This is a genomic window from Streptomyces sp. RK62, assembly GCF_018070255.1.
GTDB classification, from domain to species: Bacteria; Actinomycetota; Actinomycetes; order Streptomycetales; family Streptomycetaceae; genus Streptomyces; species Streptomyces nigra.
Genome location: NZ_JAGPYD010000014.1, coordinates 239,100 through 253,772, shown reverse-complemented (window position 1 = coordinate 253,772; position 14,673 = coordinate 239,100). Strand labels below are relative to the sequence as shown.

At 70.8% G+C, this 14,673-nt stretch carries 11 protein-coding genes; 5 read left to right on the top strand and 6 right to left on the bottom strand.

The features are described 5' to 3' along the window. The first annotated feature begins 35 nt into the window (after nt 1–35). The 3 genes from KBY32_RS26775 to KBY32_RS26765 all read left to right on the top strand — a co-directional run bounded on the left by KBY32_RS26775 (nt 36) and on the right by KBY32_RS26765 (nt 4,891). Nucleotides 36–1,316: a ribonuclease D gene (locus KBY32_RS26775; RefSeq protein WP_210981929.1), complete on the top strand. Its 1,281-nt coding sequence runs from the start codon at nt 36–38 to the stop codon at nt 1,314–1,316. Between the two features lie 222 nt (nt 1,317–1,538). Beyond that, nucleotides 1,539–2,765 carry an acetyl-CoA C-acyltransferase gene (locus tag KBY32_RS26770; RefSeq protein ID WP_055621973.1) on the top strand — a complete coding sequence of 409 codons (1,227 nt, stop codon included), beginning with the start codon at nt 1,539–1,541 and terminating at the stop codon, nt 2,763–2,765. Further along, nucleotides 2,762–4,891, top strand: coding sequence for a 3-hydroxyacyl-CoA dehydrogenase NAD-binding domain-containing protein (locus tag KBY32_RS26765; protein WP_055621974.1), 2,130 nt, complete (start codon nt 2,762–2,764; stop codon nt 4,889–4,891). Before KBY32_RS26770 ends, KBY32_RS26765 begins: the two co-directional genes overlap by 4 nt. Before the next feature lie 145 nt (nt 4,892–5,036). On the opposite strand, the gene KBY32_RS26760 is transcribed toward KBY32_RS26765, so the two are convergent. Continuing rightward, nucleotides 5,037–6,053: a hypothetical protein gene (locus KBY32_RS26760; RefSeq protein ID WP_210981928.1), complete on the bottom strand. Its 1,017-nt coding sequence runs from the start codon at nt 6,051–6,053 to the stop codon at nt 5,037–5,039. 95 nt (nt 6,054–6,148) lie between these two features. Here KBY32_RS26760 and KBY32_RS26755 point away from each other — a divergent pair, with 95 nt between their 5' ends. Next, complete coding sequence (locus KBY32_RS26755; RefSeq protein WP_210981927.1) at nt 6,149–7,033, top strand: NAD(P)-dependent oxidoreductase; 885 nt, start codon at nt 6,149–6,151, stop codon at nt 7,031–7,033. 28 nt (nt 7,034–7,061) lie between these two features. Then, complete coding sequence (locus KBY32_RS26750) at nt 7,062–7,436, top strand: NTP pyrophosphohydrolase (RefSeq protein ID WP_210981926.1); 375 nt, start codon at nt 7,062–7,064, stop codon at nt 7,434–7,436. Nucleotides 7,437–7,492: 56 nt separating this feature from the next. Here KBY32_RS26750 and KBY32_RS26745 read toward each other — a convergent pair whose 3' ends face one another. The 5 genes from KBY32_RS26745 to KBY32_RS26725 form a co-directional block, all read right to left on the bottom strand. Next, a complete protein-coding gene (locus KBY32_RS26745; RefSeq protein WP_055621978.1) occupies nt 7,493–8,989 on the bottom strand; it encodes an amino acid permease in 1,497 nt (498 codons plus the stop codon). Between the two features lie 147 nt (nt 8,990–9,136). Further along, nucleotides 9,137–11,068 (bottom strand): 1-deoxy-D-xylulose-5-phosphate synthase, encoded by a 1,932-nt coding sequence (gene dxs, locus KBY32_RS26740; protein WP_210981925.1) that lies wholly within the window; start codon nt 11,066–11,068, stop codon nt 9,137–9,139. Nucleotides 11,069–11,296: 228 nt separating this feature from the next. Continuing rightward, the gene (locus tag KBY32_RS26735) at nt 11,297–12,592 is read right to left on the bottom strand and encodes a sugar ABC transporter permease (RefSeq protein ID WP_055621980.1); all 1,296 of its coding nucleotides are present in this window, start codon (nt 12,590–12,592) and stop codon (nt 11,297–11,299) included. Beyond that, nucleotides 12,589–13,380: an ATP-binding cassette domain-containing protein gene (locus KBY32_RS26730; protein ID WP_055621981.1), complete on the bottom strand. Its 792-nt coding sequence runs from the start codon at nt 13,378–13,380 to the stop codon at nt 12,589–12,591. The genes KBY32_RS26735 and KBY32_RS26730 overlap by 4 nt, the downstream gene beginning before the upstream one ends. Nucleotides 13,381–13,557: 177 nt before the next feature. Then, nucleotides 13,558–14,658, bottom strand: coding sequence for a sugar ABC transporter substrate-binding protein (locus KBY32_RS26725; RefSeq protein ID WP_210981938.1), 1,101 nt, complete (start codon nt 14,656–14,658; stop codon nt 13,558–13,560). Between the last annotated feature and the right edge of the window lie 15 nt (nt 14,659–14,673).

The following is a 14,673-nucleotide window of genomic DNA, read 5'->3' as shown; positions in this document are numbered from 1 at the left end:
GGCAGGCGCCGTCCATCCACGGATACCCTTGACAGGTGACCGACGCCCAAGAGACCGCAGCAGACACTTCACTGCGAACCACCGGAGGCGGCCCTCCGGACGACGGCGGATCCTCCGCCGAGAAGGCGCCGATCCCTCTGCTCGAGCCCCGCGAGGGCATTCCGCCTGTGATCGCCGACGAAGCGGCGCTCGCCGAGGTGATCGCCGCCTTCGCCGCCGGCTCCGGGCCCGTCGCCGTCGACGCCGAGCGCGCGTCCGGGTACCGCTACGGCCAGCGCGCCTATCTCGTGCAGCTGCGCCGCGCGGGCGCGGGCACCGCGCTGATCGACCCCGTCGCCTGCCCCGACCTCTCCGATCTCGGCGCGGCCCTCGCGGACACCGAGTGGGTGCTGCACGCGGCCACCCAGGACCTGCCGTGCCTGCGGGAGATAGGCATGGTGCCGACCCGGCTGTTCGACACCGAGCTCGCCGGGCGGCTCGCCGGATTCCCGCGCGTGGGCCTCGGCGCCATGGTGGAGAGCGTCCTCGGCTTCGTCCTGGAGAAGGGGCACTCGGCCGTCGACTGGTCGACCCGGCCGCTGCCCGAGCCCTGGCTGCGGTACGCGTCCCTCGACGTGGAACTGCTCGTGGACCTGCGGGACGCCCTGGAGAAGGAGCTGGACCGGCAGGGCAAGCTGGAGTGGGCGCTGCAGGAGTTCGACGCGATCGCGTCGGCGCCGCCCGCCGAGCCGCGCAAGGACCCCTGGCGGCGGACGTCCGGGATGCACAAGGTGCGCCGGCGCCGGCAGCTCGCCGTGGTGCGGGAGCTGTGGCAGACCCGGGACCGGATCGCGCAGCGGCGCGACGTGTCGCCGGGCAAGGTGCTGTCGGACGCGGCGATCGTGGAGGCCGCGCTGTCCATGCCGGCGAACGCGCACGCGCTGGCGGCGCTGAGCGGGTTCGGGCACCGGATGGGCCGGCGGCAGCTGGAGCAGTGGCAGTCCGCGGTCGACCGGGCCAAGGAGCTGAGCGAGGCGCAGCTTCCCGCGCCGGGCCAGCCGGTGACCGGCCCCCCGCCGCCGCGGGCCTGGGCGGACAAGGACCCGGCGGCCGCCGCCCGCCTCGCGACGGCGCGCGCCGCGGTGTCGGCGCTGGCCGAGCGGCTGAGCATGCCCCAGGAGAACCTGATCACGCCGGACACGGTGCGGCGGGTGTGCTGGGAGCCGCCGGAGTCGGTGAGCGCCGATTCGGTGGCGCGGGCGCTGTCCGGGCACGGGGCCCGGCCGTGGCAGGTCGAGCTGGTCACGCCGGTGCTGGTGGCCGCGCTGTCGGCCTGAGGCGGGCTCCTTCGGGGAGGCGTGGCGGCCGGGAGGTACGGCGAGATCGCGCCAAGATCTACGGATGCGGCCGGAGTGCGGGCCGGGTGGGCGGTGTGACCTTCGCCGCTCCCCACGCCAGGACTGTGCAGCTACGTTACTCATAAGTAGCATGAGCCCTGAGCGCGCGCTCAGCGTGTCGCGCAGCAGTAGTGCCATCCCGCACCCTGGAGGAGAGCCATCGTGCCTCGTACCGTCAGGGACGTCGTCTTCGTCGACGGCGTCCGCACCCCGTTCGGCAAGGCGGGCCCGAAGGGCATCTACCACGAGACCCGCGCCGACGACCTCGTCGTGAAGGCGATCCGGGAGCTGCTGCGCCGCAACCCGGACCTGGACCCCAAGAAGATCGACGAGGTCGCCATCGCCGCGACCACGCAGATCGGCGACCAGGGCCTGACCATCGGCCGCACGGCCGGCATCCTCGCGGGCCTGCCGCAGTCGGTGCCCGGCTACTCCATCGACCGTATGTGCGCCGGCGCCCTGACCGCCGTCACCACGGTCGCCGGATCGGTCGCCTTCGGCGCGTACGACATCGCCATCGCCGGCGGTGTCGAGCACATGGGCCGCCACCCCATGGGTGAGGGCGTGGACCCCAACCCGCGCTTCGTCAGCGAGAAGCTGGTCGACGAGTCCGCCCTGTTCATGGGCATGACCGCCGAGAACCTGCACGACCGCTACCCGACGATCACCAAGCAGCGCGCCGACGAGTACGCCGTGCGCTCCCAGGAGAAGGCCGCCAAGGCGTACGCCGACGGCAAGATCCAGGCCGACCTGGTGCCGATCTCGGTGCGCCGCACCAACCCCGAGGCCGGCGAGACCGGCTGGGGCCTGGTCACCGCCGACGAGCCGATGCGCCCGGGCACCACCCTGGAGAACCTCTCCGGTCTGAAGACCCCCTTCCGCGTCCACGGCCGGGTCACCGCCGGCAACGCGGCCGGTCTGAACGACGGCGCCACCGCCTCCCTCATCGCCTCCGAGGACTTCGCCCGCGAGAACAACCTCCCGGTGAAGATGCGCCTCGTCTCCTACTCCTTCGCGGGTGTGGAGCCGGAGGTCATGGGCTACGGCCCGATCCCGGCCACGGAGAAGGCCCTCGCGCAGGCGGGTCTGTCCATCGACGACATCGGACTGTTCGAGATCAACGAGGCCTTCGCCGTCCAGGTCCTCGCGTTCCTGGAGCACTACGGCATCGCCGACGACGACGCGCGCGTCAACCAGTACGGCGGCGCCATCGCCTTCGGTCACCCGCTGGCCTCCTCCGGCGTCCGTCTGATGACGCAGCTGGCCCGCCAGTTCGAGGAGCAGCCGGAGGTCCGCTACGGCCTCACCACGATGTGCGTCGGCTTCGGCATGGGCGCCACCGTGATCTGGGAGAACCCGCACCACAAGGACGCCGGAGGCAACAAGTGAGCACCACCGCTGAGCTCCTGAAGGGCGCGGCCGAGCTGTTCCCGGACGAGGTCGTCACGAGCGCGCACGTACGCCACCTCGACCTGCCGTTCGGCGCCGGGCGCTTCGCCCTGATCACGCTGGACAACGGCTTCGACCACACCAAGCCGACCACGTTCGGCCCGCAGTCGCTGGCGAACCTCGACAAGGCCATCGACCAGGTCGAGGCCGAGGCCGCCGCCGGTGACATCGTCGGTGTCGGCATCACCGGCAAGCCGTTCATCTTCGCCGTCGGCGCCGACCTCAAGGGCGTCGAGCTGCTGAAGGAGCACAAGGACGCGCTGGCCATCGGCAAGGGCGGCCACGAGGTCTTCAAGCGCCTCTCCGGTCTCGCCGTGCCGACCTTCGCGTACTACAACGGCGCCGCGATGGGCGGTGGCGTCGAGGTCGGTCTCCACTGCGCGTACCGCACCGTCTCGAAGGCGCTGCCGGCGTTCTCGCTGCCCGAGGTCTTCCTCGGTCTGGTCCCCGGCTGGGGCGGCTGCACGATCCTGCCGAACCTGATCGGCGCGGAGAAGGCCGTCCAGGTCATCATCGAGAACAGCCTCAACCAGAACAAGCAGCTCAAGGGGCAGCAGGTCTTCGACCTGGGCATCGCCGACGCCCTCTTCGAGGGTGCCGACTTCCTGGAGCAGTCCCTCCTGTGGACCGCCCGGGTGCTGAAGGGCGACATCGAGGTCGAGCGCCCGGTGATCGACCGCGGTGAGGCCTGGGACCAGGCCGTCGCCAAGGGCCGGTTCATCGCCGACTCCAAGGTGCACGGCGCGGCCCCCGCCGCCTACCGCGCCCTGGACATCATCGCCGCCGCCAAGAACGGCGACCTGCAGCAGGGTTACGACGCCGAGGACAAGGCGCTCGCCGACCTGATCATGGGTGGCGAACTGCGCGCCGGCATCTACGCGTTCAACCTGGTGCAGAAGCGCGGCAAGCGCCCCGCCGGCGCCCCGGACAAGAACCTGGCCCGCCCGGTCACCAAGGTCGGTGTCGTCGGCGCCGGTCTGATGGCCTCCCAGCTCGCGCTGCTCTTCCTGCGCCGCCTCGAGGTGCCGGTCGTGCTGACCGACATCGACCAGGAGCGCGTCGACAAGGGTGTGGGCTACGTCCACGCCGAGATCGACAAGCTGCTCGGCAAGGGCCGGATCAACCAGGACAAGGCCAACCGCCTCAAGGCGCTGGTGTCCGGTGTGCTGGACAAGGCCGAGGGCTTCGCGGACGCGGACTTCGTCATCGAGGCCGTGTTCGAGGAGATCGGCGTCAAGCAGCAGGTGTTCGCGGAGGTCGAGGCGGTCGCCCCGGCGCACGCCATCTTCGCGACCAACACCTCGTCCCTCTCCGTCTCGGAGATGGCGTCGAAGCTCAAGCACCCCGAGCGGGTCGTCGGCTTCCACTTCTTCAACCCCGTCGCGGTGCTGCCGCTGCTGGAGATCGTCCGCGGCGAGAAGACCGACGACGCCTCGCTGGCCACGGCGTTCGCCGTCGCCAAGAAGCTGAAGAAGACCGCGGTCCTGACGAAGGACGCCCCGGCGTTCGTCGTGAACCGCATCCTCACCCGCTTCATGGGCGAGATCCAGAACGTCATCGACGAGGGCACCCCGGTCGAGGTCGCCGAGAAGGCCGTCGAGCCGCTCGGTCTGCCGATGTCCCCGCTGGTGCTCCTGGAGCTGGTCGGCCCCGCGATCGGTCTGCATGTCTCGGAGACCCTCAACCGGGCCTTCCCGGACCGCTTCACGGTCTCCCCGAACCTCGCGGCCGTCGTCAAGGCGGGCAAGCGCGGCTTCTACGTCTACGACTCCGGCAAGCCGGAGCTGGACCCGGAGGTCGCCGCGCTGCTGAAGCAGGGCGACACCGTGCTGACCGAGGAGCAGGTCCGCGACCGGGTCCTGGACGCGGTCGCCCAGGAGATCGGCATCATGCTCGACGAGGGCGTCGTCGCCGAGGCCCAGGACATCGACCTGTGCCTGATCACGGGCGCCGGCTGGCCCTTCCACCTGGGCGGCATCACGCCGTACCTGGACCGCGAGGGTGTCTCCGAGCGTGTGAACGGCAAGCGGTTCCTGGCGCCGGGCGTGGCCTCCGTCCCCGCGTAAGCGCTTCGCTGCGAACGCCGGTGCCCCGCACGCCTGTCGGTGTGCGGGGCACCGGCGTTCTGTCACGGGCGCGGGGAACCGCGCGAGCAACCACGAACGACCGGCAGTCGCCCCGTCAGGGGTCGCCCCCCGCCCATGAGGCGCCTCAGACCTCCCGCCAGGCCTCCAGGGCCAGCCCGGGTTCGTCCTTACGGCGGGTGAGCAGGAGGTGGCCGGTCGACGGTGACAGAGTCGCCGCGACGATCCGCTCCTCCTCGTCCAGCGCGAGCGCCACCACCGCGTCGGACGGCAGCTGCGGCCCCGACTCGGTCCACCACGCCCCCGCGGACTCCTGCTCCGTCGGATACGCGGCGAAGGCCACGCGGCCGCTCGCCGAGCGCTGGGCGAGCACCGTGCAGTCGTGGCCGTCGAGTCGGCAGCGGACCGCGGACACCGGTCCCGGCCCGGCGGACGGCAGGAGGGTGACCGGTTTGGCGCCGGGGCGCCAGGCGCACAGATCGCCGGAGTCCTCGGCGTAGAAGAGCGTGGTGTGCTCGGCGGAGGTGGCCAGGGCGTACAGCGTGCCCGGCCGGACGGAGGTCTCCAGCGCCTCCTGGAGGACGGGGACGGCGCCCGGCTCCTCCTGCCGCCAGTGCAGCAGGGCGCCCGGGACGGCCGCGAACAGCTCGACCAGGCCGGACTCCCCCGCCACGGCGGCCAGTTGCTCATGGACGTCCCGGCCCTTGAGGTCCCGCCAGGGCTCCCAGCCTCCGGTCTGCTTCTGGGCGCGCAGGCTGACACCGCCCGCCGTGTTGCGGACGAACACATGGGCGCGGCCCTGCGCGTCGGCGGTGACGGCGGGCAGGCCCGTACGGTCGCCGCTGCCGTCCGGGTGGCCGACGGGGACCCAGTCCAGCGCGGCCAGCCGGGGCCTGAAGTGCGTGGAGTGCACGAGGCCCGACTCGCCCGGCTTGGTGGGGCGCCAGGCGGCCAGATGTGTGTAGGCGTCGGCGCCGTGGCCGAAGGCGGGGCCGGGGCGGAGCTTCTGCTCCCCGCCGATCCGGCGGGCGGATCCCCAGGGGCCGCCGGGTGCCTGCTCCGCCCGGCACAGCACGGCCTCGTCGGTCGGCAGATAGACGCTGAGGCGGCCGTCGCGGCCGCGGATGAGCCAGTCGCCGTTCACCGTTTCACCCTATGCGGGTGCCGCTCGGCGGAACGCGCCGCCCCCGGGCAAGCTGGACCACGGCACCATCCGTACCGAGACAGGAAGTCGACGCAATGACCGACAAGTTCACCGTGAGCGTCCTGGGCACCGGCATCATGGGCGCCGCGATGGCCCGCAACCTCGTGAAGGCCGGGCACACCGTCCGGGTCTGGAACCGCACCCGGGCCAAGGCCGAGCCGCTGGCCGCCGACGGCGCCCTGGTGACCGATACCCCCGCCGAGGCGGTCAGGGACGCCGACGTCGTGCTGACCATGCTGTACGACGGCCCCGCGACGCTGGAGGTCATGCGGGAGGCGGCGCCGGGCCTGCGCGACGGGGCGGTGTGGGCGCAGTCGACGACCGCCGGTCTCGAGGGCATCGCCGAGCTGGCCGGCTTCGCCCGCGAGCACGGTCTCGTCTTCTACGACGCCCCGGTGCTGGGCACCCGGCAGCCCGCCGAGGCCGGCACGCTCACCGTGCTGGCGGCGGGTCCGGCCGAGAGCCGGCCGGTGGTGCAGCCCGTGTTCGACGCCGTGGGGTCCCGGACCGTGTGGACCGGGGAGGACGGCGCGGCCGGTACCGCCACCCGGCTGAAGCTGGTCGCCAACAGCTGGGTCCTCGCGGTGACGAACGCCGCCGGTGAGGTGCTGGCCCTGTCCGAGGCGCTCGGTGTGGACCCGCGGCGGTTCTTCGAGGTGATCGACGGCGGTCCGCTCGACATGGGGTACCTGCGCGCCAAGGCGGGCCTGGTGCTGGACGGCAACCTGTCCCCGGCCGCCTTCGCGGTCCGTACGGCGGCGAAGGACGCGCGGCTCATCGTGGAGGCGGGTGAGCGCCACGGCGCCCGGCTGGACGTGGCCGCGGCGAGCGCGGAACGGTTCGCCCGGGCGCAGGCGCAGGGCCACGGGGACGAGGACATGGCGGCGGCGTACTTCGCGAGCTTTCCCGACAGCCCTTAGGGACGAGCCGCGTGCGACCCTTGGCGGTATGGACGAGGACAACTCCCTGCTGGTGGTCATCGACGCCGCGAACGTCGTCGGGTCGGTGCCCGACGGCTGGTGGCGGGACCGCCGAGGGGCCGCGGAGCGGCTGCGGGACCGGCTGACGAAGGCGGACGGGGTGCCGGGGCACGACGGTCCCGTGGAGGTCGTCCTGGTGGTGGAGGGGGCCGCCCGGGGCGTGGAGAGCGTCCCGGGGGTGCGGGTGGAGTCCGCCCCCGGCAGCGGCGACGACCACATCGTCGCGCTGGTGGAGCAGGCGGCCGGACGGCCCGTGCTGGTCGTGACCGCCGACCGGGAACTGCGGCGGCGGGTGCGGAGGTTGGGCGCCGACGTGACGGGGCCGCGTACGGTGTTGCCGTAACCGGCCTGCCGTACGCGGCCCCGGGCGGGCACCGCCCGCTACTCCACGTCCGCCTGCTACTTCACCTCCGCGGGTTCGTCCTCGCCGCGGGCGAGACGGCTGTGGGTGCGGCCGTAGAGGAAGTACACGGCGAAGCCCACGGCCATCCAGATGGCGAAGCGGACCCACGTCTCGGCGGGCAGGTTGATCATCAGCCACAGCGAGGCGCACACCGACAGGATCGGCAGGACCGGCACCCAGGGGGTGCGGAAGGACCGGGGCAGGTCGGGGCGGGTCTTGCGGAGGATGATCACGCCGATCGCGACGACCACGAACGCGAACAGCGTGCCGATGTTCACCAGCGCCGCCAGCTCGGTCAGCGGGGTGAAGCCGGCGAGGACGGCGATGAGCACGCCGAGCAGGATCGTCGGGCGGTGCGGGGTCTTGAAGCGCGGGTGGACGCGCGAGAAGAACCGGGGCAGCAGTCCGTCGCGGCTCATGGCGAAGAAGACACGGGTCTGGCCGAGCAGCAGGATCATGCAGACCGTCGTCAGGCCGACCGCGGCGCCGAAGCTGATGAAGCCCGCGTACCAGGGGTGCCCGGTGTCCTTGAACGCGTCGGCCAGCGGGGCGTCCACGGAGAGCCTGGTGTAGTGCTGCATGCCTGTGACGACGATCGACACGAGGACGTACAGCGTGGTGCAGATGATGAGGGAGCCGAGGATGCCGCGCGGCATGTCACGCTGCGGGTTCTTGGTCTCCTCCGCGGCCGTCGCCACGACGTCGAAGCCGATGAAGGCGAAGAAGACGACGGAGGCGGCGGTGAAGATGCCCATGACGCCGAAGTTCGACGGTGCCCAGCCGAACATCAGCTGGATCAGCGGCGAGTCGAGACTGGCTCCGGCATCCACGGTCTGGCTCTTCGGGATGAACGGGTCGTAGTTGTCGGCGTCGATCAGGAACGCGCCGGCGACGATCACCGTCAGCACGACGGCCAGCTTGATCGCCACGACCAGGGACGTGATCCGCGCCGACAGCTTCATGCCGAGGACGAGGATGAAGGTCAGGACGAGGACGAGCGCGGCCGCCAGGATGTCGAAGCCGAACGTGTCGGCGCCCTCCCGGCTGCCGAGCGCCGCCGGCATCTCCCAGCCCGCGTTGTCCATCAGGGACTGGATGTAGCCCGACCAGCCGACGGCCACCACCGCCGTGCCGAGCGCGAACTCCAGCACCAGGTCCCAGCCGATGATCCAGGCGGGCAGCTCCCCGAGGGAGGCGTACGAGAAGGTGTACGCCGAACCGGCGACGGGGAGCGTGGAAGCGAACTCGGCATAGCACAGGGCGGCCAGCGCGCAGGCGATGCCGGAGACGACGAACGCCAGGGCCACGGCGGGCCCGGCGTTGTCCTTGGCGACGGTTCCGGTGAGCACGAAGATGCCGGTACCGATGATGACGCCGACGCCGAAGACGGTCAGGTCGAGCGCTGACAACGACTTCTTGAGCGCGTGCTCGGGCTCCTCGGTGTCGCGGATGGACTGCTCGACTCTCTTCGTCCGGAAGAGTGTGCTGCTCACGGTCTTACCTCCCACGCTTGTCGTCCCCGACATGATCGAGAGGGGGCGTGGTACGCCTGCCCCGGCGCGGGCGATTTCACACAGATGGGCCGGTTTCACCACCCGTGTCGGCGGCGAAACCGGCCCGTTCGGCCCTGTGAGGATCCGTCAGTCGCGCGCGGACTCCACGGCGTCGGCCTCGGCGGCGGTGCGGTCGTACCGACCGTCGAGCTTGGAGACCAGACCGGTGACCTGACGGGCGATGTCGGGGGCGGTCAGACCGATCTCCGCCATCACCTCGGCGCGCGAGGCGTGGTCCAGGAAGCGCGGCGGGATGCCGAAGTCGCGCAGCGGGACGTCGACGCCCGCGTCGCGCAGGGCCTGGGCGACGGCCGAGCCGACGCCGCCGACGCGGCTGTTGTCCTCGACGGTGACGACCACGCGGTGGCGCTCGGCGAGCGGGGCCATGGCCTCGTCGACGGGCTTGACCCAGCGCGGGTCGACGACGGTGGTGGAGATGCCCTGCTTGTCGAGCAGACCGGCGATCTCCAGGCACATGGGGGCCAGGGCGCCCACGGAGACCAGCAGGACGTCCGGGCGGTCGGTGCCGGGCTCGCGCAGCACGTCCATGCCGCCCACGCGCCCCACGGCGGGGACGGCGGGGCCGACGGCGCCCTTGGAGAAGCGGACGACGGTCGGGGCGTCCTCGACCTGGACGGCCTCGCGCAGCTGGGCGCGCACCTGGTCGGCGTCGCGCGGGGCGGCGAGCCGCAGGCCGGGGACGACCTGGAGGATCGACATGTCCCACATGCCGTTGTGGGAGGCGCCGTCGGTGCCGGTGACGCCGGCCCGGTCGAGCACGAAGGTGACCCCGCACTTGTGCAGGGCGACGTCCATGAGGACCTGGTCGAAGGCGCGGTTGAGGAAGGTGGCGTACACGGCGAAGACGGGGTGCACTCCCCCGGTCGCCAGGCCCGCCGCGGAGACCGCGCCGTGCTGCTCGGCGATGCCGACGTCGTAGACCCGCTCGGGGAACCGCTTGGCGAACTTGTCGAGGCCGACCGGCTGGAGCATGGCGGCGGTGATGGCGACGATGTCGTCGCGCTCCTCGCCGAGCTTCACCATCTCCTCGCCGAACACGGACGTCCAGTCGGCACCGGAGGAGGCGATCGGCAGCCCGGTGTCGGGGTGGATCTTGCCGACGGCGTGGAAGCGGTCGGCCTCGTCCTGGAGGGCGGGCTGGTAGCCGCGGCCCTTCTCGGTGAGGCAGTGCACGATGACGGGGCCGCCGAAGCGCTTGGCGCGCGCGAGGGCCGACTCCAGGGCCTCGATGTCGTGGCCGTCGATCGGGCCGACGTACTTCAGGCCCAGGTCCTCGAACATGCCCTGCGGGGCGATGAAGTCCTTCAGGCCCTTCTTGGCGCCGTGCAGGGTCTCGTAGAGGGGCCTGCCGACGACCGGGGTGCGGTCGAGGATCTCCTTGGTGCGGGTGAGGAAGCGCTCGTAGCCGTCGGTCGTGCGCAGCGTCGCCAGATGGTTGGCGAGGCCGCCGATCGTGGGCGCGTAGGAGCGCTCGTTGTCGTTGACGACGATGACGAGGGGGCGGTCCTTGGCCTCGGCGATGTTGTTCAGCGCCTCCCAGGCCATACCGCCGGTCAGGGCGCCGTCGCCGATGACCGCGACGACGTGGCTGTCGTCACGCCCGCGCAGCTGGTTGGCCTTGGCGAGGCCGTCGGCCCAGCCGAGGACGGTCGAGGCGTGCGAGTTCTCGATGACGTCGTGCTCGGACTCGGCCTGCGAGGGGTAGCCGGACAGGCCGCCCTTCATCTTCAGCCGGCTGAAGTCCTGACGGCCGGTGAGCAGCTTGTGCACATAGGACTGGTGACCGGTGTCCCAGAGGACCTTGTCCTTCGGCGACTCGAACACCCGGTGCAGGGCGATGGTCAGCTCCACCACACCGAGGTTGGGGCCGAGGTGGCCGCCGGTCTTGGAAACCGCCTCGACGAGGAAGGTCCGGATCTCCTCTGCCAGCTGGACCAGCTGCTCAGGGGTGAGCCGGTCCAGATCGCGCGGTCCCGTGATGCGGGTCAGCAGCGGCACCCGTGCCTCCTTGCTGTAGAGCTGTCGAGCTGTTGCCGGGCTTGTCGAGTCTAATGTTCCGCTCCGGCGGAAGGTTCCCGGCCCAGGGGTCGTACGTCACGCGATCGGCTCTGCCGGTGTCACGGCATGCCGAAGGGGGCGCGGGGAACGGCGCGACCGGCCACTACGGACCGGCACACGCCAGCTCACCCGCGCCCCCTGGGCGCTACCGCGCTACCGCGCTACGCGCTACGCGCGACCCGCGGTCTTCTGCGTCTTGCGGGTGATCGAGTCGATCACGACCGTGGTGAGCAGAACACCGGCGGTGATCATGTACTTCACCGGTTCGGCGATGGACTCCAGCTGGAGGCCGTACTGGATCGAGACGATGACCAGGACACCCAGCAGGGCGTTCCAGGTGCGGCCGCGACCACCGAAGAGGGACGTACCACCGATGACGGCCGCCGCGATGGCGTTCATCAGCAGGTCACCGGTACCGGCGCTCTGGTTGGCGGAGGCGATCTTGGAGGCCAGGAAGAGGCCGCCGATCGCGGCGAAGCCACCGGAGATGGCGAACACCGAGATACGCACCGCGGTCACGTTGATGCCGGCGCGGCGCGAGGCCTCGACGCTGCCACCGAGCGCGAAGATCTTGCGGCCGTACGACGTGCGGCGGAGCAGGAAGTCCGTGCCGACCAGGAACACCAGGAAGATGACCGTGGCCAGCGGCAGGCCCTTGTACTGGTTGTACATGAACGCCGCGGCGAAGGAGACGATGCCCAGCAGGGCGGTCCGCATGATCGTGTCGCTCAGCGGCCGGAACGGGATGCCCGCGGCCTCGCGGCGGCGGTTGCCCAGGAAGGAGCTGAGGAAGAACAGCGCCGTCACGACGGCCGCCAGACCGTAGGCAGCCGCCACGTCCGAGAAGAAGTACGTGGTGAGCTTGCCGATGAGGCCGTCGCTGTCGAGGTTGATCGTGCCGTTCTCGCCCAGCGTCTGGAGCATGAAGCCGAGCCAGAAGAGCAGACCGGCCAGGGTCACGGCGAAGGCGGGAGCGCCCAGCACCGCGAAGAAGAAGCCGTGCGCCGCGCCGATGGCGGCACCGCAGACGACCGCGAAGATCACGGCGGCCCACTCGGGCCAGCCCTGGTTCACGGCGAGGACGGCGGCGATGGCGCTGGAGGCACCGCTGACGGAGCCGACGGACAGGTCGATCTCGCCGAGCAGCAGCACGAAGACGATGCCGACGGAAATCATGCCGGTGCCGACCATCGTGACGGTGATGTCGTTGATGTTCTGCGCCGACAGGAACGCGGAGTTCAGGCTCTGGAAGATGATGCAGATGGCGACCAGGCCGAGGATGACCGGCAGGGAGCCGAGCTCACCGGCCTTGATCTTGCGCCGGAACTCGCCGATGTAGCCGGCCAGACCCTGCTCCTGCACGAGCAGACGGGGGTCGACCGCGGTCACCGCGGCGGCGGCGGCCTCCGGGTTGACGACCTCGTGCTCGTCCTTGGGCGCGGTGGAGGTGTTGTCGGTGCTCACTTGGAAACCTCCCCGGTCGTGCGCGCCGCACGGCGGGTCACGGCGTTGTCGGTGGCGCCGGTGATGGCGGAGATGATCTCCTCCTGCGAGGTCGTCTTGACCTCGAAGACGCCGTTGTTCTTGCCGAGCCGCAGCACGGCGACCTTGTCCGCCACGGCCTTGACGTCGGCCATGTTGTGGCTGATGAGGATGACGGCGTGGCCGCGCTCGCGGAGCCGCTCGACCAGGTCGAGGACCTGGGCGGTCTGCTCGACACCGAGGGCCGCGGTGGGCTCGTCGAGGATGACCAGCTTGGGCTCGCCGAGCATGGAGCGGGCGATGGCCACGGTCTGGCGCTGACCGCCGGAGAGCGAGGCGATCGGGATGCGCACGCTGGGGATGCGGATCGAGAGGGTCTGGAGCAGCTCGCGGGAGCGGCGCTCCATCTCGACCTCGTCCAGGATGCCGCGCTTCTTCAGCTCGCGGCCCAGGAAGAGGTTGCCTACGACGTCGATGTTGTCGCACAGCGCGAGGTCCTGGTACACCGTCGCGATGCCGAGGGCCTGGGCGTCGTGCGGCCGGTTGATCGACACGGCCTTGCCTTCCCATTCGATGACGCCTTCATCGATGGGGTGCACGCCGGCGATCGTCTTGACCAGCGTGGACTTTCCGGCGCCGTTGTCGCCCACCAGGGCGACCACTTCACCGGCGTGGACCTCAAGCTCTACGTCGGTGAGCGCCTGAACGGCACCGAACCGCTTGGAGACCCCGCGCAACGCCAGCACGGGCGTAGCGGACACGTGAACCATCTCCTTCGCCGCCTGACCCGGCGGAAGGGTTGTGCAGAGAGAGTTGGGGGGATCCGTCCGGCGCCCCGCGCCGAGCTTGCGGGGCTGAATGATGCGCGGGGCGCCGGAGGAGTCGTGAGCAGTCATGCCCCGTGCGGGAGTTCGGAGGCGAACTCCCGCACTCGCGTGGGGACTCGACTAGCCGATCTTGAGCTCGGTGCAGGCGGCCTTGTACTTGCCGGTGCAGATCTCGTCGGCGGTGTAGACGCCGTCCTTGATGACGGTGTCGTTGACGTTGTCCTTCGTCAGCGAGGTGACCGGGACGAGGACCGACGGGACGCCCTTGGCGCTGTCGCTGTCGACCTTGTCCTTGGCGATCGAGTCGAGGGACTTGCCCTGGGCGAGCGCGACGGCCATCTCGGCGGCGGCGCTGGCCTCGGGGGCGTACGGCTTGTAGACGCTCATGAACTGCTCACCGGCGATGATGCGCTGCACGGCGGCGAGTTCGGCGTCCTGGCCGGTGACCGGGACGTCGATGCCGGCGGCCTTCAGGGCGGTGATGATGCCGCCCGCCATGCCGTCGTTGGCGGAGTAGACGCCGACGATCTTCTTCTTGCCGAGGGCCGAGATCGCCGCCTCCATGTTGGCGTTGGCGTTCTCCGGCTTCCACTCCTTGGTGTCGTACTCCTTGCCGACCTTGACCTTGCCGTCGAGGGCCTCGTGCGCGCCCTTCTTGAACATGGCGGCGTTCGGGTCGGTGACGGAGCCGTTCATCATGACGATCTGGCCGTCCTTGGCCTTGTCGCCAAGGGCCTCGAGGAGGGCCGTGCCCTGGGTCTTGCCGACCTCGACGTTGTCGAAGGAGGTGTAGGCGCTGATCGGGCCCTCGGCCAGGCGGTCGTACGCGACGACCTTGATGCCCGCGTCCACGGCCTTCTGGACCGAGTTCTTGATCGCCTTGGCGTCGACGGCGTCCAGGATGAGGACGTCCACCTTGTTGGTGATCATGGTGTCGACCTGCTGCGCCTGCAGGTTCGCGTCCTGCTTGGCGTTGTTGTAGTCGACGGTGGCCTTGCCGTTCGTCAGCTCCTTGATCTTCTCTTCGATCAGCGGGCGGTCGAACTTCTCGTAACGCGCGGTCTGGTTCTCGGGGAGCAGCAGACCGACCTTGATGTCGTCGCCCTTCTTGGCGGACGAAGCGGTGGAGTCCTTGCCGCCGCCGGCTTCCTCGGCGCTGCCACAGGCAGCCAGCGAGACGGCCATCGCACCAGCGGCGATGGCAACAGCGGCGCGACGCATACGCGTGTTCACTTC